This is a genomic window from Methanocella conradii HZ254 (assembly GCF_000251105.1).
GTDB lineage: Archaea > Halobacteriota > Methanocellia > Methanocellales > Methanocellaceae > Methanocella > Methanocella conradii.
This window is the reverse complement of the sequence record NC_017034.1, coordinates 1,414,894-1,435,277: the sequence shown is the minus strand read 5'-3', so window position 1 is coordinate 1,435,277 and position 20,384 is coordinate 1,414,894. Positions and strand designations below refer to the sequence as shown.

Here is a 20,384-nt window from a genome sequence, read left to right as displayed (position 1 = left end):
TCATTTTTAGCCCCAGATTATTTGGTGTTATTTGGTTTATCGAAATTTTTTTCCATATTTTGCCTAAACGTCGAAAATTTGAAGTCTCCTCATATAATCATCAGGCCTCAACATATCATGAATAAATGTGATAGTTAAATAGAGACTTTTGCATAATTCTGTAAAAAGTATTTAGGGCATCTGGGCAGTGTCGTTTTCATGCTAAGTAAAAACGTTTGTATGGGCTGGCAGATGCCCGTTTCTTGTTTGGATTGTCGGTGTAAAATACTTTCTGATGTGTATTTGTTGATGTTGGAAGCGGTTGACTGGCAGCGTTTCCGGTATTTGGAGCCTAAAAATAATCTGGGCAGGCCTCCACGGTATAGCAGGGTAGCCTTGCTCCGAGGTCTTCTTTACAAAGAACTGGCAAATTTACGGAGTGTTAGCGAATTGGTAAGGATTCTCAGTGGTGATTATTATAAAATGAATATTCTTGGCTTTGACCATTTGCCCAGCATGAGCACGTTCAGCAGGTTCAAAGACGAAGTGGACGTGGACCGCATAATGGTCATTCTCACGGGCATGATCCGGGAAGCGTACCCGGACTTCATGGCCATGGTCGGGGTGGACAGCACCAGCCTTGATGCCCACTGCAAAAAGGACCGCGACGCCGATTGGGGTTACGATCATATAACCGGGGAGAACTATTACGGTTACAAGGTACACATAATGTACGACTTACCAACGCTCGCCCCTCTCTGCCACATCGTGACGCCTGCCAACAACCACGACGTCACCCAACTCTTACCACTACTTGAGAAGATGGGCATTCGGGTCCTGTTCATGAGGGGGCTGCTCGCCGATATGGCCTACGACTCGAAAGAAAAGGTGGAACTATTATACAAGGCGGGTATAAGCATGATAAACCTTGTTAACCGCCGGAATAGTAAGAAAGAGACCAACAAGTACAGACTCCAGGATTACATGCCATTCCACGATATCACCATGAATAAATTATATAAAAACCGGATGCACTGCGAATACGCCAACTACCTTTTAAAGGAACACCTCGACCTAAAACGAGTAAACACTACAGGAATACTTAGAACCCACACAAAAACCGGACTCACCCTGATAGCCCGACTAATCCAAGTACTCTACCAGCTAAGACAAGAAGCAAACCCAAGAACAACAATCATCGAATGAATTATGCAAAAGCCTCAATATGGAATATATGCTAAAAACATCTATAAACAAAATTTCAATTTTATCTTCTTTACGGTACCTCGTCCATCATGATAAAACGGGGAAGAAAAAGGCAGGGACAAAAGAGCCTTCACAATGAAAATGATGATAAATAAAAGAATAATTACATACCATGATTTTATAGGCTTTATACTTGCCGATAGAACGCTTCGTGTATAAACCATAACTTATATATACAGATAAGACCAGACCATTTTATTTACATAATTTTGCAAATAAGTCTTATTTATCTTTATAACAAAGTGTATATAATTGAGCAAAAAACCCAGGATTAGCGTTGGGCATATCAAAAAGTTAATCAAAGACGGAAGGGTCGAATTTAATGAGCATGGCTTATACAGGTCAATTCAAAGAAATATAACAATCGATCAGGCAATTTACACAATTATGAACGGTGAGCTTATTGAGAAAAATGAGAACATAACTCCATATCCCACGGCAAAATTCAGGTGTGAAATAGACGGTAAAATGCTGATAGTCCATATTACTCAATCAAGGTTTTATATCGTAATAAGGACCGTCTACTGGGAATCATGATGGCAATCTTATATATAGAAAAAAAGTTAAAGAATAGTACAGAGTGGTCGAAAAGAATGGCTCAATACAGGTGCTGCTTCTGCAATGGAAAAAGAAAACGAGGTAAAGCGGACTACATGATAAAATTAGGCGAAGAAGTGATTATAATCAAAAACGTGCCAGTCCTTATATGTGAAAACTGCGGAGAACGATTTTACTCGCTGGGGGTCTCAAGAAAGATGGAAAAGATAATCAAGGCATACCGTGAAGGCACGATACCTCTCGCTGCATCTAAGACGATTCTGGCAACAGAGATTGCATTTTCAACAAATATGGCGGCATTTTCCGCATAAAGAAAAAATATATCTTTATTCCCTAAGGTATTCCACCACCCGCAAACTCTATATCATATAACTGTTTAAAAGCCTATGTTTATACGGATTATGGCGTATAAACGCACAGCCAAGATACCATGTACAAAGCCGATCGGATAATCTCCCACAAAAACGGGATAGGCTCCTGCGGTTCTTTTTTCCACAGCACAGTGGCGAGCAAGGACACAGAGCCCTCGCATGCTAAAACCAAACGTATAAGTAACATACGATATGTATTACACATTTACCAAGGAATGATTGGCCAATGAATGTGAGGATAACAACGCCTTCGCGCCTACATTTCGGGTTGATAGACTTCAACGGGAATCTGGGCCGCATAGACGGCGGCTCCGGCGTAGCCATAAACAACCCGCGCAACGTCCTTTCGATCAAAAGCGCTAAAGAGTTCCACGTCAACGGCTCCAGCCCTGGAAGCATCGAGAAAATAGTAAAAGACATATGCGACAGGCTTGGAAAGCCGCTCCCCGACCTGGAAATTACCATCGAGGAAGAGATACCGGCACACGCCGGCTTCGGCTCAAAGACGCAGATGTGCCTCGCCCTCGCATACGCCGTCTGCAAGGAATACGATATACAGTACAACGGCGTAGAGGCGCTGGCCCGCCTGGTGGGAAGGGGTGGGACTTCAGGCATAGGGGTGCGGGCCTTCGATAAGGGGGGCTTCATACTCGACTGCGGCCACAGCTTCGGCAAGGGCAAGGAAAAGGACTCCTGCCTCCCGTCATCAGCCTCAAAGGCAAAGCCAGCGCCCATGGTGTTAAGGTGCGACATACCTGAGGATTGGCGTTTCATACTCGCAATGCCCCTCAACGACGAGGGCTCCCACGGCCAGTCCGAGGTGGACATCTTCCAGTCATCCTTCCCGCTCGACGAGGCTGAGATAGGCCGTGTTTGCCGCGTCATATTAATGCAGATGGTACCCGGCATCCTGGAGAAAGATATAGAAACGTTTGGCGCTGCCATAAATAGGCTACAGGAGATAGGCTTCAAAAAAGTCGAGGTCAAGCTCAAATCCCCTCTCGTGCCCGGCCTTTTGAAGGTCATGAACGAGGCGGGCTCCTATGGCAGCGGCATGAGCTCCTTCGGCCCCACCGTATACGGCCTGACCGATAACAATAAGAGTGCCCGCGACATCCAGAAAGCAGTCTCCGGCTACCTCGACGATTTGGGAATAGCCCATAAGTGTTGGATTGCCGAGCCAAATAACCATGGCATGTGGGTAAAAAGGATAGCAAGCGAAAAAGAAGCGACAATGCCCATCCCTGTACCTGGCGAGCAAACATAAGGCGTGGCAATATGATAGACATCAAGCTAAAAATTACAGAAGCGAGAATTATTCTCGATATCGAGCCCCAGGTGAGCCAGGGTGCCGAAGCAGCCAGCAGTTAATGCAAAAAAGCTGATAAAATTTTTAAACAGGCTAGGCTATAGGTTCTCACGCCAAAAAGGGAGCCATATTGTTTTAGGGAAAAATCGATTATAACGGGGAAAAAAATTGTCGCCAGTTACAAGTTGAGATGCTGGAGGAGAGCTAGGATATCCTTGCCATCTCAGTAAATGTTATATGCGTGTAATATGATTATTATACCGAGGGTACCCTTTCAAGTATTTGTCAAGTAAAAGTCTTTGAACTTTTACCCGTGACATCCATGATGCTTCATAAAGAGGGAAGCTCATCGTCACGATAAACAGGTTTCACAGGAGGATAAGGGAATATGGACTATACCATACTTGCGCCAATCGCAGGCATCCTGGCATTGATAGCGGCAGGATACTTCGCCTACTCGGTGCTCAGGGAAAACCCTGGCACGGAAAGGATGAGGCAGATATCAGGCGCTGTACAGGAAGGCGCGATGGCGTTCTTGAACAGACAGTACAGGACCATAGCGATATTCGCTGTCATCATATTTATCATACTCGGCTTTGCCATTAGCTGGTACGTGGCGGGGGGCTTCGTGCTAGGGGCCGTGCTGTCCGCCGCTGCCGGGTATATCGGCATGAATATCTCCGTCCGCTCGAACGTTAGGACGGCTGAGGCGGCCAAGGGCGGGCTCGCAAAGGCGCTATCGGTCGCGGTAAGGGGCGGCTCGGTAACGGGCCTCGCAGTGGTAGGATTAGGGCTGCTGGGCATTAGCGGCGTCTACCTTATCGCAGCATACGTGCTAACCCCTGCGGGGCAGCCGGTAGACCTGAAGCCATTGGTAGGGCTGGGCTTCGGGGCGAGCCTTATCAGCCTGTTCGCCAGGGTTGGCGGCGGCATCTACACTAAGGCGGCTGACGTGGGAGCAGACCTGGTGGGCAAGGTCGAGGCGGGCATACCCGAAGACGACCCAAGGAACCCGGCCGTCATCGCCGACAATGTAGGAGATAACGTGGGCGACTGCGCCGGCATGGGAGCCGACCTGTTTGAGACGTACATCGTGACGGCCCTTGCAGCCATACTTCTCGGCAGCATCCCCGCCATCCAGAATAGCCTCACGTCGAGCTATGGATTAGCGGCCTCAGCGGTCGCAAACCTTGCGACCTTCCCCCTGCTCCTGGGCGCGGCCGCAATCATAGCGACGATAATATCAATATTCTTCATCAGGCTGGGGTCGAGCAATAACATCATGGGCGCCCTCTATAAGGGGCTTATAGCGGCTACTGTCCTATCAATCATCCTGTTCTACGTGGCCGACCTGTACCTTCTCGGAGGCAACGTCGGGATATTCATCGCCTCGCTCGTCGGGCTCGGCGTGATGGCGGCAATATTCATGATAACAGAGTACTACACGGGCACGGGCCACAGGCCGGTCAACGAGGTGGCCAAGGCCTCGGTTACCGGCGCGGGCACGAACATCATCACTGGAATAGCGATGGGGCTTGAGGCCACAGCGCTGCCCGTACTGGTCATCGTTGTGGGCATCTTCCTGGCATATTACTTCGCAGGCCTCTATGGCATCGCCATAGCTGCCGTGGCCATGCTCTCCGTGACGGGCATAATCGTCACGATTGACTCCTATGGCCCCATCACAGACAACGCGGGCGGCATCGCCGAGATGGCCGAGCTGCCCCCGGAGGTCAGGAAACACACGGATGCGCTGGACGCGGTGGGAAACACCACGAAGGCGGTGACGAAGGGCTATGCCATAGGCTCGGCGGCGCTTGCAGCTTTAGCCTTATTCGCGGCGTTTAAGGCGGACATCCCGCTGCCCCCGGAGCAGCTCAACCTTTCAGTTGACAACCCGGTTGTGCTCATCGGCCTCTTCATAGGCGGTGCAATGCCATTCCTGTTTAGCGCCCTATGTATGCTGGCCGTTGGTCGCGCCGCCTTCAAGATAGTCGAGGAGGTCAGGCGCCAGTTCAAGGAGATTCCGGGCATTATGGAGGGTACGGCGAAGCCGGACTACGGTAAGTGCGTGGACATCGTCACAGTGGGCGCCTTGAAGCAGATGGCTCTGCCAGGCTTGCTTGCGGTTTTGACCCCGCTTGTCGTGGGCTTTATCCTTGGGCCTGCCGCCCTCAGCGGCCTTCTCCTTGGCGTCATCATCACGGGCCTTATGCTGGCCCTGCATATGACCTCCGCTGGCGCAGCCTGGGATAACGCCAAGAAGTTCATAGAGGCGGGCAACTATGGCGGCAAGAAGAGCGATGCGCATAAGGCTGCAGTCGTCGGCGACACGGTTGGCGACCCCTACAAGGATACGGCCGGCCCATCGCTAAACGCCTTGATCAAGGTCATGAATACCATCTCGCTGATATTCATCGGCCTGATCACCACGTACTACCTATTGAGATGAGTTGGTGCAAAAAACACCAACCCCTTTTTTACCACAGAGACCACAAAGGGATTTTATATTCACCACAGAGGTCCACAAAGGACACAGAGATTATATTCACCACAGAGGTCCACAAAGGACACAGAGATTATATTCACCACAGAGGTCCACAAAGGACACAGAGATTATATTCACCACAGAGGTCCACAAAGGACACAGAGATTATATTCACCACAGAGGTCCACAAAGGACACAGAGATTATATTCACCACAGAGGTCCACAAAGGACACAGAGATTATATTCACCACAGAGGTCCACAAAGGACACAGAGATTATATTCACCACAGAGGTCCACAAAGGACACAGAGGCTTTTTATTTCCTAGGGGGGCGAAGCCCCCCTAGGAGACCCCCTCAATCTTTAATAGGCTAATCATTTGATATACAATTATTTAGTATAATAAATGGATTTAGTATAAGATGGAAGACGCACAATAAGAAAGAATCTCATTTATAATGGGTAGAAGGAAGGTCTCTCAGCGAAGCCCCCCTAGGAAATAAAAAGCCTCTGTGTCCTCTGTGAACCTCTGTGGTGAATATAATCTCTGTGTCCTTTGTGGACCTCTGTGGTGAATATAATCTCTGTGTCCTCTGTGAACCTCTGTGGTTTAAATTTACCCTCTATAGCCTCTGTGGTGAATATAATCTCTGTGTCTGTGGTAATACTACACGCGGAACGGCTCTTCGCCCGTCGGGCCTTTCACCAACTCCTCCGCAGGCTCAGGTTATAGCCAGGCTTCCTCTTCTTTTTGCGCTTCTTCCCCTCTTTCGGCTTCTCAGACTTCTCATCCATTACCAATACACCCCCTCATATCTCATACTCGGGTGGCTCTTTCTTATGCTCCCGCTCCCTCAAAATCTGGTCGAGCCGCCGGTCCAGCTCCTCGTTCACGTTCTTGTCGGACATGGCTGCGTCGACCCACGTGACCGCGCCATGCTGAAGGTCAACCTTATCCTCGGGGGATGCGAGGTATTGCCTATCAGGCTGAGATATACGCTTATCCTCGGCGTAATATAGACGGCCGCTCATCAACACCTCTTCTGATGTGCCCTGCTCTTCCCTGGGCGGAGTGATGTCGGGCATGGCTGCCTTCTTTACCGGCTCTTCAGCCGCTTTTCTCTTCTTGCCTTTTTCCGGCATGGTGGTCTATCCGTCAACCTACATTATATACAATAAATATATAAAATGTTCTGATGTAGTCATGCAAATTTTTATTTTTCCGGGCTAGGGCACAGGTCCTGCGAGAGCGGGGCGAATGGGAGATGCTAAAGAGGCGGCTGCCATACGATGAATGTTGCCGCAAAAGAGCATAAAACAATTATCCTGGTTTCAAATGAGGCCCAATATTTCCTTAAGCATTCTCATGGCCTCGATGTCAGCAGGGCTCCCGCATTTCTTCACGACGGCCTCGTATTCCCTTATTTTTTTAATGCCCTCATCCCCCCTGTAGAAACGCAGCCGCGTGCCCACGATGGCCGCCTCGATGACCGCCCCGAAGCCGCGGCTATATGTGGGGACGCAGCACCTCGCAATTTTCGCCGAAACCGCCTCCAGGATCACAGCATCCTCAACCCGGCACCTAAAATAAGCCCAACCAGCAGCATCCTTTAGCCTGGGGGGAACCATGCCATCATCAAACTGGAAATACGCCGGCTCAAGGTCCCTAAACGCGGATTTGGCGTAAACCCTGGAATCGTCGGTGAAGTTCGCGACGAGATAGCCAGTATCAGAAACATTCTTAAAAGTCTTAGTGTCAGCATACATGCGGATAAAATATTTTTTGCCCTGCCTTATGATGCCCATGGGAGCCGCGTTTGGCACCCCGTCCTTAGAGACGGTCGTGACAATTGCCTCGGTAATGCCCTCTTTAATGATGTCATCGACGGAAACCATGGGTCACACCTTCATCCCGTTTAAAAGGGCGATGAACAGGCCTGCAATGATGAGGTCTGCCGTAGACCCCGGGTTAATCTTCTCGATATATAGCCGGTGCGATAGCTCCCTGAGCGTCATCCGCCTCTCCAGCACGTCTATGGCCAGGCCCTGCACATACAGGGCCTTATCCATGTCGTATTTCTTTACTATGAAGGTGTCCGGCTCCTCGGCCAGAAGCTCCAGGTAGGATAGGACTATGGCGTCGTTCATCGTGCCAGCCCTACGCTTAGTAAATATCTTATCAGCGGCCTTGAAGGAGCGCCTGAACCCGTCCACCCATTCTCTGGCTATCATATCGTTTTTTGAAGATGCCTGCATGACGCCATACAGCGTGATGCCCCTCTTTCTCAATTCATCTATAGCGCTCTCGCTGCTTACGTCGAGCGCCCTCTCGGCCTCGCCAAGGTCTTGAGGCCTTTTCATCCTCACGTCGACCACGGAGAAGGCCCGGTAAAAGTCCACGGCATCCTCAACGGTCGTCTCCTTGACGATGTCGATGGCATTCTCCCGCAGCCGGTCCGGAGGCCCGAGCATGGCGGCCTTGAGCAGCGGGAAAAGAAGGATATAGGCGCCAAAATGTGTGTTGCCGCCGCCCTGCCAGCGCACGCTTTCCCCCGACGCTTCCAGGATTAGTGACCCTATACCACCCTCCCTGCAGGCCTTTTCGAGGACGGGATAAACCCCCACGGCGGACGCCAAAAAATCCTCGTACCTTGTGCCCGCATAATCGTGGTCACGGTCCACGTTACCAGGCTTAGGGGTGCCGGAAACCTCGAGTATCATCGCGAGCGCTGCACAGCGCGCTAAAAAGGAGGGGGTAAAATATCCATCCATAATCAGGTAACAACCTTATCCTTATCGATATTCCTTATTATCTCTTCCGAGAGCTTCTTCTTCAACAGCGTATATTCTTTATAGTCCAGATTATTCTCGGCCATCGACTCCTCACGGAGGTAGCAAGGCTTGTTAAACTTGCAGCACCAGACCATGCTGCCAAAGCACGTCGTACTCCCCCGTTCGAGCTTCGTGCCCTTGCCGAAGTTAAGCTTTATCCTGGCGAACTTTTCCGGGCTCAGGTTAGCCCTCGCAAGTGCTCCGTGTACAGGGCAATCCTTGATGGGGGGGCAACACCACGTCAAGCCCCTTAAATCTCCACCTCTGCATATGTGCGAGGGCGCATTATACCAGCCGGTCTGCCTTTGCTGCTCCTCGACATATGAGACAAGCCCGCTGATGAACTTCGGGTTGCTCATGGCCGCACGCGCGACGGATATCATGTCGGACCCTGCGGAGAGCATGGCCTGCGCCGACTCATAATTAACGATAGAGTTATTGCCGATGATGAAAAGGCTGGTTGAGTCACGGATCTTTTTGATTGCATTCAGGTTTGCGCCTCTCATGCCCACTGCGTCCACGTGTATTATGTCAAGCCCGGCCTTTTCAAGCGTGCGGCATAGCTTAACGTCGTCCACAACTCCGGAGCGCATCTTTAAAGAGATGACCGCCCCCGTCTTTTTGGCCTCGGAGACGAGCCGTGCCAGTGATATGCGGTCCTTTAGCATGGCTTCCCCTATGCCCAGCGCTACCATTTCCTCCTGCCTACAATGGGCGTTTATCTCTATTATGGCCCCATATTTCTTCGCCAGCTCGGCAGCCCTCAGGAAAGGCTCGGTAGACGTGGCCCGCACGTTGATGCCGATTGCCACCCCTTTACCCGAGACCTTTTTTAGCTCAGACTCGATAAGATTAAAGACATCATCAGAGATGAACTCCTTTCTCCCTCTCTTTACCATCTCCTTCGACGCGCCCATTGCGGCCTCGTCGATGCTATAGCCACCAAGGATGTAAAGCCCCGCGTCATGGAACTTATCGAAAACCCCGCTATCGGTAATGCCTGCCATAGAGGCGACGGCGACCGGGTTTTTGAACGTGACGTACCCAGCTTTCAGGTCAAAAAGGTCGGACATTGCAACACCATGCCATTTCTAGATTAATGCGTAATGTAAAAAAATGTACTTTTTGGTCGTCAAGCCGAGCCCTTTTTAGCCGCCGGTAGCAAGACCACGAACCTGGCGCCCCTGGTATGGTCTCCCGGCACCCGGTCTTCCACCCATACGGATCCATTAAAACTGTTTACCAGCGCTTTTACGATATAAAGGCCGAGGCCTTTGTACTCGGGCTTCCAGGCGCCGCCTGAAAAATGGTCGAAAATGGTCTTCTTTAACTCGTCAGGTATGCCCGGGCCGTCATCGCTGATGTCCACCCGGTAATAGGCCCTATTGGCCTCTACGACTTCGGACAGGCTGATATTTATGTTAAGGGGGCCTGAGGAATGCTTGATAGAGTTGCCTATCAGGTTTGAAAAAACGTCTTTAAGCAGCTCGCTGGCCATGACCATGCCTCCCTCGGCAGGCTCATAAATAATGGAGACGTCCCTGCCCGGCACCGAGGAATACTGCGATATGACCCCCTTCAGCAGAGCGCCCAGGTCCAGCTTTTCGAGCTGTTGCCCTCCGAAATTAGCCTTTTGAATCTTCCTCACGCTCTCAACCAATTGTGAGCCATTCTTCAGGATTTCGATGGGTTTTGCCAGTAAGGCGGGGTCGTATTTCCCCTGACTCAACATGTCGCTGGCAAGCTCGAGGTAGCCCAGAGCAGCCTGGTTCATGTTATTGATGTCATGGCAGAGCAGGTCGATATAAAAATCTGCCCTATTTTTCGCTTCTTCGCCTTTATCGCTCAGCTTCATATCAGCCATAAATACCCCCATCTATGAGAAAAATATCAATTACATGAATATAATTATCTCACGATTGGTTAAGTAGCTATAGCTTGATAGTTTTAGCGTGCTTTGAAATATCGCTTATGAGCGGGCACTCCCATTCCTGGGTATATGCGAAGGTGAACGCCGCATCTTTATGGCTTTCGATGAAATGGGCTATATTCTGGAGCGTTGCGTCCCTGGCTTCCGCCTCAAGCGTGTCTACGGTCTCGGATTGGCCTATAGGGTAGGTCTCGCTTAGCGCTTCTGGATACACTCCAAACGGGGCCTTAACGTAAAAAACCTCATCGAAGCCGGTGCTATCCGCATGCCTATCGGTCGTGATGAGGACGCTGCCTTTCACTTCAAGGTTATCTAAAAGGCTGTTATGCCTTATGACCTCTGGCCTCCTGCACGACTCCGGCCCCAGGTAGAAGAATGCTGATTTTGTGGCAGGGTCGAACTTTTCTATATGGGCGGAGTAGTCCATCATGCGCTTGAGGCCTGAGAGCAGCCTTGGATGGCTCCTGCACCGTCGCTCGACCAGCTCCATTAAATCGCCATCTATGATGCTCTGCTTTATGAGGCGCAATTCGGCGAACGTGACGTACAGGTTATGCTCGGCAAGCAGCCTTGCCCTCGCGTTTTCGTCCATCTCAATTAGCTCCTTTGCTGTGTGCGATGCGCAGACCGGGCAATCGCATGGCAAGTGCTGTAGGCTGCCGAGGTGATAAGTGCCATCCACCGTTAAGTAACGGCCGTCCTTCGCGTATAAGGCGTATGCCGCCGAGTCGAAGAGGTCGCAGCCGAGCGCCACCGCGAGGGCCAGCATCATGGGATGGCCGGCGCCGAATAAATGCACGGGAGCGTCCGGCCCAAGGCCCATCTTTGAGCGCGCGATGACGTCCACAAGCTCTCTGTACCTGTACGCCTCCATGAGTGGTACGACCGCGCCGAGCGGGTATACGTCAAATCCAATCTCATAGACCTTGCGGGCCGCCTCCTCTCTCAATTCCGGATAAGTAGAACCCTGGACCGGCCCGGCCAGCAGCATGTCTCCAGCATGTTTCCTGGCAGCGCTCAGCCTGCTGAAAGTCACCTCAAGCTCTTCCTTAGCCCTCTCAAGGGAAACATCGGGCGGAGTAGGGATGTCCAGTGGCACGCCAATGTCCGATCCTATGTCCCTCTGGAACGATACTATTTCCTCGTTGGTCACCTCTACCGACCCGTATATGGAGAGCTGGAAGGCCCCTGAGTCGGTCATTATTGGCCCGTTGAAGCCCAGCATCGAGTGAAGCCCCTGCTTAACTGCTGCGTCGTGCCACCGCTCGCTCTTATAGATTATGTAAGAGTTCGTTATGAGCATTTGTGCCCCATACCTGCCCATCTCGCCCGGCTCTATTAACATTAAATTGGGGTTGATTACAGGCATGACTGTGGGCGTCTCCACGACACCATGGGGCGTATATAGCTTGCCTATCCTGCCCAGCAGGTCCTTGTCGGTTATCTCAAAAATATTGGCCATGTCCTAACCACGGTTTAATCATCTAGTAGAATCAACATATATATAACAACTCCCTTAAACGCCATAGAGGCCATTGAGCAGATTATTAACCACAGAGGACACGAAGAAGATATTCACCACAGAGGTCCACAGAGGCCACAGAGGCTTTTATATACTCAAGGGGGCTTCGCCCCCTTAAAGGCCCCCTTCTACCTATTATAAATTAGATTCTTTTTTATTATGGGTCTTCCATTTATTATACCAAATAATTGTATCCTGAGTTCTCGGGTTTAGGCACATATAGATTGATATTATGTCCCTCATACGCTGAATTCTTCTTTTTATGGCTCATCTCCCAGAGTTGGATGATAAATTATGATTTTTAAAGCCAATATATAGGGATTGATATCTGGCGAAATCGGCACGGCTATGAGACGAGGTATAATCGTGACAGAATAAAAATCGGAATCAATTCATCAATGAGATGTATGCTTATTCCACTATGGAAATAACATAATCGGCATATAGATGCTCATCCAACCTTTGGAGAAGAACCCTTTTTATATAAAAATATTATGTGCCTAATTAGGCATATAGGGTGTTGTAAAAGTCCTTAAAAGTATTTGGGTTATCGTGGTAAGCTGTATTTATGCGCGATAAAAACGGCTTGCTGATAACCCATAGTTGTCTTGATTGTCAGATACGTATACTTTCTGAATACGTATACTTTCTGATGTCCGCCTGGAAATGCTGGGTTCGTTTGATTGGCAATGTCTTGTTTTCCTGGAGCGTTACCATGGGGTAGGGAGGCCTCTCGAGTATAGTGTGATCGCCTTCCTCCGGGTTTCTAAGCAGAACTCAGCGGTATTACCTCGGTGAGAAAACTGGTGAGGATGTTAGCGGAGAATAAATATAAAATTATGGATTCTTGGCTTCCACTGTTTACCAGACCATTCCTTTAGCAGGTATAAGCAAAGGTTTGGAGACCAGATAAGGGTCATGGACATCATTAACATGGAGATAGTGGCGCTTCGCCCCTCTCACATGTCCATCCTCGGGATTGATAGCACAAAACTGGAAGCGTATAGTCGAAAAGACATGGACGCCGGCTGGGGCTACGATCACATCAACCATAATATTATGGCTACAAGGTCCACCTGTTATACGAATGGCACATTGGCCCCAATATGCTACACCGTTACCCCCGCAAACAAGCACGACAACACCCAGACGACACCACTGATAAAAAGACTCGGCGCACGCCTTTTACAGGCCTTCGCCATACCAGGCATGGCGTACGACGCCAAGAAGAACGTGACCATTCACCTCGCCCTGGGCATATTATTCATAACGATGAGGAACCAACGAGGCGAGAAAACCCCCACGAACAAGTACCGGCTACAAGATTATCATAATATCAGCGAGGAAACACTGGACCGATATTATAAAAACAGGATGGATTGCGAGCACGCGAATATTTCCTACTCAAAAGACAGCTAGGCCTTTCCAACCTTTGCTACGCAATTCGAGCGAAAACCACAGGGAAAGAAAAAGTCGGGATAAAAGTCGGCATAACAATGATAGCAAGATTAATCCAAGTACTCCACCAGCTAATTCACGAACAAAACCCCAGGACAACCCTCATAAACTAATTATGCAACACCCTATAGGCATATATAACTGATATTCATCAAAAATAGATGCATATCATTATCGTGTCGAAATTAGTCGATATTGACCTGAATAATATAAATTAAAATACGTTATGTGCCTAAAATCCCAGAAGCTAGGTTTTATATCAAAGGATTGACCTATTAAATATTGAGGGGGGTCTCTCAGGGGGCGAAGCCCCCTTGAGTATATAAAAGCCTCTGTGTCCTCTGTGGTGATTATCTAATTTCTCTGTGTCCTCTGTGGTGATTATCTAATTCCTCTTTGTCCTCTGTGGCGATTATCTAATTCCTCTGTGTCCTCTGTGGTGCTTATCTAATTCCTCTGTGTCCTCTGTGGTGCTTATCTAATTCCTCTGTGTCCTCTGTGGTGATTATCTAATTTCTCTGTGTCCTCTGTGGTGATTATCTAATTCCTCTGTGTCCTCTGTGGTTTATGCGCGGGACTTGTCTCGTGGCATGCATATGATCTCGCGTACCTGCATGTCGAAGAAGTTGTTGGCGTGTGCGGGCAGGATGACGCAGGCCGTGTCGGCACCGTTCCAGGTGCCACCGATGGCGATGACCTCGGTCTTGCCATCCACGGGCACATGGCCACCGTCAGCGGCCATAATGCTTATCTCCACGCAGACCTTTGTGCCTACGCTTATCAGCGTCCTCAACGCCTCAGCTATAGACTCTACCCTCGACGCGCCACCGAGCCGACGGGTGATAGACCTTTCTACGCCAGACAAAGCATGGGTTTGCTCCACGATGGTGGCCCCCAGCTCCTTGAGCTCTTTAATGTAAGGCTCCTCAAGCTCCCTGACGCCAGGCTTCGAGAAGCCAACGTGATGCCCTACAACGACGACTTTTACGTCCGTTCCTTTGAAAGCCCTGGCGGCCTTTACCCCGGTCTCGCCGCTGGTGCTCGCCACTACCACGTACTTTATGCCCAGCTCCTTAGCGCGCTTAACCGCCATCCTAATAGTATCATCGGTGTTCTGAGCGCCAGCCTTCTCAAAGTATACAATCTCACGTGTTATCATGATTTCAGATATTGAAGGTTAAATAGATAAATTTACCCTGCATCATGTAAAGCGATGTCTCGACATCGTGGGAAAAAGGATGAGATATTTGAAAATGAGCTATTAGAGATATATGCATCGCTCCGGCGGGCGTTCGGGCACCGCAACTGGTGGCCGGCAGAGGAGCCGTTCGAGGTGATCATCGGCGCCATATTGACGCAAAACGTCTCCTGGAACAACGCAAGCAAGGCGATATCCAACCTAAAGAGAGAAGGCAAGCTAAGCCCCTCAACGCTTTATGAGTGCAGCGTGGAGGACATCGCTCCTTTGATCAAGCCCGCCAGGTTCTATAACTCTAAAGCGGTGAAAATTAAAAACTTCATGGAATTCTTTTTTAAAGAATATGGCGGGGATTTAGCTGCCATGTCGAGTGAAGACTCCGCATCGCTAAGGAAAAAGCTGCTGGCGGTCAAAGGCCTTGGCAAGGAGACCGTAGACTGCATCCTGCTGTACGCTTGCGGGAAGCCCGTATTCGTGGTCGACGCCTACACAAAGAGGATATTCCTGAGATACGGCATCCTCAATGGAGACCCCACATATGATGAGATACAGGGCTATTTTATGGCGAGCCTGCCCCCGAACGCGGCTCTCTACAACGATTACCATGCGCAGATAGTGCACCTGGGGAGCTCGATATGCAGGCCTAAGCCTCTTTGCGGGTCTTGCCCCATCGCCACTAATGGTAAGCTAAATTGCCATTATCTTAATGCAGAGTTAAAAACAAAAAAAGTTATTTAAGGTTCGTGATGGGCTGACCCGCCCTTTCAACTGCCTTATCCTCCACGTTCACGTCTATGACGTGGTATTCGCGCTCAACGCGGTTGCCGCGGCGCTCAAGAAAGCCCTCGTTATAAAGCCGCGTCAGATACGTGGACACCGTGCTGAGCTTTATTTCCTCCCCATACTGCCGCTCATACTTATCCTTAACCTGTAGAGATGTGAACCACATGCCCCGGAACTCGAATTTCAGGAAAAGCCTCAGCCGCTCCTTGATGGTATACTTATCGGCAGAAAGGTCTGTAATGTCCCGGCCCAACAAAGGCTCCTCAGGAGCGCTGGCCTGGAAATTCTTAGATATGGCGCTTAAGGCCTTCTGGATGGCCTCCATGTTGACGCCATCGCCAGAAAAGGTCAACTGGGTGATCTTGCCGCTCTTCTCATCGACGTTCACTTTTATTTCCATCGGCTTCATCCCCAAAGCAAAAAGGCAGCCATGTAGCCCAATCCACCCCAATGCCGTTCTCTGCACGCCACAGGCTGCCTTTTTACGCTAGCGTTTTTCGTTTAAGCCCAATCCAATCCCTACATTGCCGTTTTGAGATGATATTTAGCCATTCTTAGCCATTCACAGCTGTGCACAAATCCTATCCATCCCCATGTATAGGTATCATCGTTGTGCTGCTGTCCATCCATCCCCTGACGGTCCGGCTTTGAACCGTTGCCGCTTAACGACAATACATAGTATAACGTCTTACTATTTAAGCCTTTTGGAGAATCGGGGGTATTTTATGGCTATTTATGACTTAAACACATTTTGCTACAGTTATAAGACATTAAACTATATGTTTTTTACTATAAAGAAAGTCAATGTCGTCAACGTTTGCCTTAATAATACGTTCACAAAAATGTATAACTCGTTCACTTGTGAAGCTGTAGAAAGCGTGTGAACGGGAGGCCCTAGCGTAATATCCGGCTTACGTCGATGTTCCTGGCCACTTCTTCCTTGATCAGCTTTATCTTCTTCTCGTCGTTGGGGTCGATGCGCGCTATCATCCTGTCGATGGCCTCGGATGCAGTTAAAGTGTCATCACGGACAGACACCAATGGCACCCCTAAGGAGCGCGCCCTGTCGATGACCTCCTGTGAAGGCAAAAGCCCGCCAGTCAGGATGAGACAAGCGGTGGACGTCTCAAGCGCTGCCAGGGAAACGTCATTGCGGTCCCCTCCCGTGATAACGGCTTTATTGGGCACGCGCTCGAAATAACGCAGCGCAGACTCGCGGCTCATAGCCCCGATGATGATCTTCTCCACAGCATTGCTCAGGTTTTCGTTGCCAGCCAGTACTATGCCGTTTAGCTCCTCCACTATCTCGAAGACGCGAAGCGTCCTGAGCGAAGGCGTATAAGGCATGGAGCCTAAAACGGGGATGCCCTTGCTCCTCAAAAAATTCTCGAGCCCTACGTCATCGCAAAAATTCAATATGACGCCTTTGAGCGGTATTCCCCGGTAATCCATGTAATGCTTGATCATGGCCAGCCTATCCAGGGAATCCTGGTCAGCGTTGCTCAACAAAATAAAGTCTGACCCAAGCCTCTCCACGATGTCAAAGCCCGACAGCCCGTACAGGAAGCCCGCGGTTATAAACTCGACTCCCTCGATGATCATCAGCTCTTTGCCTTTGCTCACCCTCTCATACGCCTCTACAACCTGATCCATTGTGAGCGATGGTATTGACTCCCGTGGGAACGGGCAGAGCTCGCTGGTGCTTGCCTCGAAGTCTATGATGGATTGCATGAGGTATGCATCCTCCTCCACGAGGTGGCCGTTCACAGTTATCATCTTTTCCTGGAACGGCTTGAAGAAGCCCGTGAATACCTTCGAGTTCAACGCCAGGCCTAGCGTTATAACAGTTTTGCCGCTTCTCGGGGTTATGGAGCTGACGAAAATCGACTTCACAAGAGGTTTAGTTGGTTGGCGTCACATATTAATTTAGCGGCTTTCAAATAAAAAGGGAGAAAAATGGCTATTTCAAAAGCTGACAACTGCTGACCAGCGCCGTCGCCGTATCGCCCGCGTTCTCAAGCGGGAAAACCCGGTCATCTATAAGCGGGATAAGGTCGTGAATTGATATCTGCTTTCCTTTATAGGTACAGCTCATGCGCGTGCCTTTTGGGTAGACTCTCGCCAGCTCGTCCTTATTCCTTATAGGGAACTTCACATCAGCCGCCCTTAGCTGCTCCACTATCTGGATTTTAAGGTTATCGAGCTCTGCGATGTCTTCCGGGGAAGGCTCCTCGCCCATGATCATAGTGCTTTTCTCCACCATAAGGACCACCACACAATGTATAGTAATAGTTTTATATTTACTTTTATATTGTGATGCCCAGGTTTTAACGCTAATCCATGTGTTCAGGGCTTGATTTCATGTACTCCCTGAGCACGGTCGTGGCATAGGAGCCTTTTGGCAGGAAAAACTTAACGTTCGCCACCCCATCGTACACCGCTATATTTGGCTTCACGCCTAGCATTGCTTCCCGCCTGGAGCCCGATGACGCAAGGTCGGGCATGGCGGCGATGGCAAAATCGGCAGGCGTAATTCCCTCCTCTTCAAGTATCCTCCTCTCTTCTTCGCCGGTGATGCCGCCATCGAGCGCCGTATCCTTGCCTATCAGGGGCAGGGTCACGAAGGCTCGATGCCTCTTTATTAAAAACCTGACATCAGCGAGGTTTCTCCCGGTCACGACCTCCAGCTTCGACACGTCGGCCACTCCTCGCCCGTCAGCGAAGCATATCACATCCCCCTCGACCGGCTCTACCAGGGAAATGCCGTCAAGCATGCGCCGGCTAAGGAGCCTGTTGAAGAGATACGATTGATAAGCGTGCACGAATAGCTTTAAAAGCCGGGGGGATAATGCACGGAAAGCCCCTGCATAGTCGCCAGGATGCTCCACCAGGTAATGCATCATGGCACGCTCATACCTTAAATTTAAAGGATAGAGCTTGAGTCCCTCCTTAAAGTCCTTCGTCTTGAAGACTAAGTCCCTGGCCTTCCTGTTCTCCTCCATCTCGCCCGGGAATGAGGCTGCTATGTAGGCCATGGCGGCGCCTTCGACGTCGCCCTGTACCAGCTTTTTGCCTACAAGGTGGGTGACAGGCCGCACGATGCCGAAACGCTGGTACCCAAAAAAGTTCGGGACGCCCCCCGCTCTCGCAATGCTCTCGTCTATAGCCTTCACGCGCATGGAAAGCCCCTCTTTATCAAGCACGATATTCTTAATGTTGATGTCGAACTCGTTGCCACGCAGGTCCCCCAGCCCTATATCCCTATTCGCCCGCCCAATAGGCTCCAGCCTGACGCGGGGCAGGTCCACCCGTGCCAGCTGCTCTTCTGAAATGCCTCTTATGCTTATCAACTGGGAGGTGACCGCCCGCTTGTCCTTCGTGCCAGCTATGCCAATACGCTCCTCGCTTATGCCTAGCTGCCTCGACAGGTCACGGATGAGGTGGTGGGTCTCCCAGTTCTCCTTCGTGAGCCGAACTATTAGATATTCACCCGACTGTCCCACCTTAAAATCAGATATCTCGCTCACTTTGAAGTCCGCAGGCTCGATCCGGAGGTCCCCCCCTATGCCCTCCTCGTCAGTCATGTACGCCTCAATTCCCATGAGCATTTCCAGCTCAAACGGCGTTTTCCTGGCCATGGATACCTGCCGCCTTAAATCCTGCAGGCCGGGCATTCAGGGTTCCTTTCTAGCCTGACCTCATGGAACTGCATGTATTCGCCATCATAGACTAATAAGCGGCTCAACAGGGGCTCCCCGATGCCGAGGACGACCTTGGCCGCCTCGGTGACCTGTATTGCGCCCAGCACGCCGGCCGTGGCCCCAAGCACCGGGAACTTCTCCTGCGGGGGCGCTTTTGGGAAAATACATTCCAGGCACGGCGTCTTACCCGGCACGAAAGTCGTCACCCGCCCCTCCATGCCCCATATCGAAGCATGAATAAAAGGGATGCCATGCTTCAGCGATGCCCTGTTCAATAGATACCTTGCCTCAAAGTTATCCAGGCAATCCACGATGACGTCACAGCCCTTGGTAACCTCATAAACATTAAGTTCGTCTATCTCCATGTCCAGCGGGTTGACCTCGATTTCAGGGTTCAATTGAGCCAGCTTCTCATACGCGCTCTTAACCTTCTTCTCTCCTATGTTAGAATCCCAGTGCAGTATCTGGCGGTTCAGATTGCTCAGGTCGACTATATCCATGTCCGCCAGAACCAGGGACCCGAAGCCGGCGGCCGCGAGATAGTATGCAACCGGGCTGCCCAGCCCGCCGCAGCCAGCGACAAAAACCCTGGTACCCTTCAGCTTCCTTTGCCCTTCCTCGCCAATACCTCTCAACATTATCTGGCGATCATACCTCACCAAGTCGTAATCCGTCAAGTCCCTCTCATGCGTCATCACATTAATTAATGCGGCAAATGATATTAATTGATATCCTTATAACGCGCCCACAATCAATAGGTTTAAATATGAAAAAACAATATCAATTGTGCTAATAGATGCCAACGTGGCAGAGCGGTTATGCAATTGCCTGCAGAGCAATCCTAATCCGGTTCGACTCCGGACGTTGGCTTAAGTGATAGGGCTATAACTCTAACAAATTTTTTTATAACTTTTATTAGATTTTGAAGGTATGACAATAGATGAGGCCAGACATGCTATACAAGATATGTAATTTTGTTATTCATAGCC

The 20,384-nt window shown here is 50.1% G+C and carries 20 protein-coding genes and 1 tRNA gene; 9 read left to right on the top strand and 12 right to left on the bottom strand.

What is annotated here, in order from left to right:
* Positions 1-198 precede the first annotated feature (198 nt).
* The 6 genes from MTC_RS07500 (at position 199) to MTC_RS07480 (ending at position 5,935) form a co-directional block, all read left to right on the top strand.
* Positions 199-1,185 carry a transposase gene (locus MTC_RS07500; RefSeq protein ID WP_048189168.1) on the top strand — a complete coding sequence of 329 codons (987 nt, stop codon included), beginning with the start codon at positions 199-201 and terminating at the stop codon, positions 1,183-1,185.
* Between the two features lie 312 nt (positions 1,186-1,497).
* Positions 1,498-1,782, top strand: a complete 285-nt coding sequence (locus MTC_RS07495; RefSeq protein WP_014406090.1) for a DUF4258 domain-containing protein — start codon at positions 1,498-1,500, stop codon at positions 1,780-1,782.
* The gene (locus MTC_RS07490; RefSeq protein WP_052322798.1) at positions 1,779-2,114 is read left to right on the top strand and encodes a type II toxin-antitoxin system MqsA family antitoxin; all 336 of its coding nucleotides are present in this window, start codon (positions 1,779-1,781) and stop codon (positions 2,112-2,114) included. The genes MTC_RS07495 and MTC_RS07490 overlap by 4 nt, the downstream gene beginning before the upstream one ends.
* Before the next feature lie 286 nt (positions 2,115-2,400).
* Complete coding sequence (locus MTC_RS07485) at positions 2,401-3,441, top strand: beta-ribofuranosylaminobenzene 5'-phosphate synthase (RefSeq protein ID WP_014406088.1); 1,041 nt, start codon at positions 2,401-2,403, stop codon at positions 3,439-3,441.
* 81 nt (positions 3,442-3,522) lie between these two features.
* On the top strand, positions 3,523-3,639 hold the full coding sequence (locus MTC_RS13810) for a type II toxin-antitoxin system HicA family toxin (protein ID WP_143767106.1): 117 nt from the start codon (positions 3,523-3,525) through the stop codon (positions 3,637-3,639).
* Between the two features lie 232 nt (positions 3,640-3,871).
* Positions 3,872-5,935: a sodium-translocating pyrophosphatase gene (locus tag MTC_RS07480; RefSeq protein ID WP_014406087.1), complete on the top strand. Its 2,064-nt coding sequence runs from the start codon at positions 3,872-3,874 to the stop codon at positions 5,933-5,935.
* Between the two features lie 846 nt (positions 5,936-6,781).
* Here the strand turns inward: MTC_RS07480 and MTC_RS07475 are convergent.
* The 6 genes from MTC_RS07475 to tgtA all read right to left on the bottom strand — a co-directional run bounded on the left by MTC_RS07475 (position 6,782) and on the right by tgtA (position 12,195).
* Positions 6,782-7,114, bottom strand: a complete 333-nt coding sequence (locus MTC_RS07475) for a hypothetical protein (RefSeq protein ID WP_014406085.1) — start codon at positions 7,112-7,114, stop codon at positions 6,782-6,784.
* Between the two features lie 189 nt (positions 7,115-7,303).
* Positions 7,304-7,867 carry a DUF447 domain-containing protein gene (locus tag MTC_RS07470; RefSeq protein ID WP_014406084.1) on the bottom strand — a complete coding sequence of 188 codons (564 nt, stop codon included), beginning with the start codon at positions 7,865-7,867 and terminating at the stop codon, positions 7,304-7,306.
* Between the two features lie 3 nt (positions 7,868-7,870).
* Complete coding sequence (locus tag MTC_RS07465; protein ID WP_014406083.1) at positions 7,871-8,743, bottom strand: triphosphoribosyl-dephospho-CoA synthase; 873 nt, start codon at positions 8,741-8,743, stop codon at positions 7,871-7,873.
* 2 nt (positions 8,744-8,745) lie between these two features.
* Positions 8,746-9,876 (bottom strand): methanogenesis marker 9 domain-containing protein, encoded by a 1,131-nt coding sequence (locus MTC_RS07460; protein WP_014406082.1) that lies wholly within the window; start codon positions 9,874-9,876, stop codon positions 8,746-8,748.
* A gap of 59 nt (positions 9,877-9,935) precedes the next feature.
* The gene (locus tag MTC_RS07455; protein WP_014406081.1) at positions 9,936-10,667 is read right to left on the bottom strand and encodes a sensor histidine kinase; all 732 of its coding nucleotides are present in this window, start codon (positions 10,665-10,667) and stop codon (positions 9,936-9,938) included.
* A gap of 67 nt (positions 10,668-10,734) precedes the next feature.
* Positions 10,735-12,195 (bottom strand): tRNA guanosine(15) transglycosylase TgtA, encoded by a 1,461-nt coding sequence (gene tgtA / locus MTC_RS07450; protein ID WP_014406080.1) that lies wholly within the window; start codon positions 12,193-12,195, stop codon positions 10,735-10,737.
* Positions 12,196-13,173: 978 nt separating this feature from the next.
* On the opposite strand from tgtA, the gene MTC_RS12855 reads away from it, so the two are divergent.
* On the top strand, positions 13,174-13,674 hold the full coding sequence (locus MTC_RS12855) for a transposase (protein WP_081476805.1): 501 nt from the start codon (positions 13,174-13,176) through the stop codon (positions 13,672-13,674).
* Between the two features lie 604 nt (positions 13,675-14,278).
* On the opposite strand, the gene MTC_RS07440 is transcribed toward MTC_RS12855, so the two are convergent.
* Positions 14,279-14,872 carry a pyruvate kinase alpha/beta domain-containing protein gene (locus MTC_RS07440; RefSeq protein ID WP_014406078.1) on the bottom strand — a complete coding sequence of 198 codons (594 nt, stop codon included), beginning with the start codon at positions 14,870-14,872 and terminating at the stop codon, positions 14,279-14,281.
* A gap of 54 nt (positions 14,873-14,926) precedes the next feature.
* Here MTC_RS07440 and MTC_RS07435 point away from each other — a divergent pair, with 54 nt between their 5' ends.
* Complete coding sequence (locus tag MTC_RS07435) at positions 14,927-15,649, top strand: endonuclease III domain-containing protein (protein WP_014406077.1); 723 nt, start codon at positions 14,927-14,929, stop codon at positions 15,647-15,649.
* Here MTC_RS07435 and MTC_RS07430 read toward each other — a convergent pair.
* From MTC_RS07430 to MTC_RS07410, 5 genes are all read right to left on the bottom strand, one after another.
* Positions 15,642-16,094 carry a hypothetical protein gene (locus MTC_RS07430; protein ID WP_014406076.1) on the bottom strand — a complete coding sequence of 151 codons (453 nt, stop codon included), beginning with the start codon at positions 16,092-16,094 and terminating at the stop codon, positions 15,642-15,644. The genes MTC_RS07435 and MTC_RS07430 overlap by 8 nt on opposite strands.
* A 494-nt stretch (positions 16,095-16,588) precedes the next feature.
* Positions 16,589-17,587: a DRTGG domain-containing protein gene (locus MTC_RS07425; protein WP_014406074.1), complete on the bottom strand. Its 999-nt coding sequence runs from the start codon at positions 17,585-17,587 to the stop codon at positions 16,589-16,591.
* A gap of 67 nt (positions 17,588-17,654) precedes the next feature.
* The gene (locus MTC_RS07420) at positions 17,655-17,957 is read right to left on the bottom strand and encodes an MTH865 family protein (RefSeq protein ID WP_014406073.1); all 303 of its coding nucleotides are present in this window, start codon (positions 17,955-17,957) and stop codon (positions 17,655-17,657) included.
* Positions 17,958-18,027: 70 nt separating this feature from the next.
* Complete coding sequence (truD, locus tag MTC_RS07415) at positions 18,028-19,368, bottom strand: tRNA pseudouridine(13) synthase TruD (RefSeq protein ID WP_014406072.1); 1,341 nt, start codon at positions 19,366-19,368, stop codon at positions 18,028-18,030.
* Complete coding sequence (locus MTC_RS07410) at positions 19,347-20,090, bottom strand: HesA/MoeB/ThiF family protein (protein ID WP_014406071.1); 744 nt, start codon at positions 20,088-20,090, stop codon at positions 19,347-19,349. Before MTC_RS07410 ends, truD begins: the two co-directional genes overlap by 22 nt.
* 103 nt (positions 20,091-20,193) lie before the next feature.
* On the opposite strand from MTC_RS07410, the gene MTC_RS13225 reads away from it, so the two are divergent.
* Positions 20,194-20,265: transfer RNA gene (locus tag MTC_RS13225), tRNA-Cys, on the top strand.
* The last annotated feature ends 119 nt before the right edge of the window (positions 20,266-20,384 follow it).

What these genes read in the sequence shown, in the direction of transcription:
- MTC_RS07420 (WP_014406073.1), bottom strand. Translation starts at nt 17,957, where the DNA reads ATGGTGGAGAAAAGCACTATGATCATGGGCGAGGAGCCTTCCCCGGAA.
- truD (WP_014406072.1), bottom strand. Translation starts at nt 19,368, where the DNA reads ATGCCCGGCCTGCAGGATTTAAGGCGGCAGGTATCCATGGCCAGGAAA.
- MTC_RS07465 (WP_014406083.1), bottom strand. Translation starts at nt 8,743, where the DNA reads ATGGATGGATATTTTACCCCCTCCTTTTTAGCGCGCTGTGCAGCGCTC.
- MTC_RS07455 (WP_014406081.1), bottom strand. Translation starts at nt 10,667, where the DNA reads ATGGCTGATATGAAGCTGAGCGATAAAGGCGAAGAAGCGAAAAATAGG.
- tgtA (WP_014406080.1), bottom strand. Translation starts at nt 12,195, where the DNA reads ATGGCCAATATTTTTGAGATAACCGACAAGGACCTGCTGGGCAGGATA.
- MTC_RS07485 (WP_014406088.1), top strand. Translation starts at nt 2,401, where the DNA reads ATGAATGTGAGGATAACAACGCCTTCGCGCCTACATTTCGGGTTGATA.
- MTC_RS07410 (WP_014406071.1), bottom strand. Translation starts at nt 20,090, where the DNA reads ATGACGCATGAGAGGGACTTGACGGATTACGACTTGGTGAGGTATGAT.
- MTC_RS07435 (WP_014406077.1), top strand. Translation starts at nt 14,927, where the DNA reads ATGTCTCGACATCGTGGGAAAAAGGATGAGATATTTGAAAATGAGCTA.
- MTC_RS07430 (WP_014406076.1), bottom strand. Translation starts at nt 16,094, where the DNA reads ATGGAAATAAAAGTGAACGTCGATGAGAAGAGCGGCAAGATCACCCAG.
- MTC_RS07460 (WP_014406082.1), bottom strand. Translation starts at nt 9,876, where the DNA reads ATGTCCGACCTTTTTGACCTGAAAGCTGGGTACGTCACGTTCAAAAAC.
- MTC_RS07480 (WP_014406087.1), top strand. Translation starts at nt 3,872, where the DNA reads ATGGACTATACCATACTTGCGCCAATCGCAGGCATCCTGGCATTGATA.
- MTC_RS07475 (WP_014406085.1), bottom strand. Translation starts at nt 7,114, where the DNA reads ATGCCGGAAAAAGGCAAGAAGAGAAAAGCGGCTGAAGAGCCGGTAAAG.
- MTC_RS12855 (WP_081476805.1), top strand. Translation starts at nt 13,174, where the DNA reads ATGGACATCATTAACATGGAGATAGTGGCGCTTCGCCCCTCTCACATG.
- MTC_RS07470 (WP_014406084.1), bottom strand. Translation starts at nt 7,867, where the DNA reads ATGGTTTCCGTCGATGACATCATTAAAGAGGGCATTACCGAGGCAATT.
- MTC_RS07440 (WP_014406078.1), bottom strand. Translation starts at nt 14,872, where the DNA reads ATGATAACACGTGAGATTGTATACTTTGAGAAGGCTGGCGCTCAGAAC.
- MTC_RS07500 (WP_048189168.1), top strand. Translation starts at nt 199, where the DNA reads ATGCTAAGTAAAAACGTTTGTATGGGCTGGCAGATGCCCGTTTCTTGT.
- MTC_RS07490 (WP_052322798.1), top strand. Translation starts at nt 1,779, where the DNA reads ATGATGGCAATCTTATATATAGAAAAAAAGTTAAAGAATAGTACAGAG.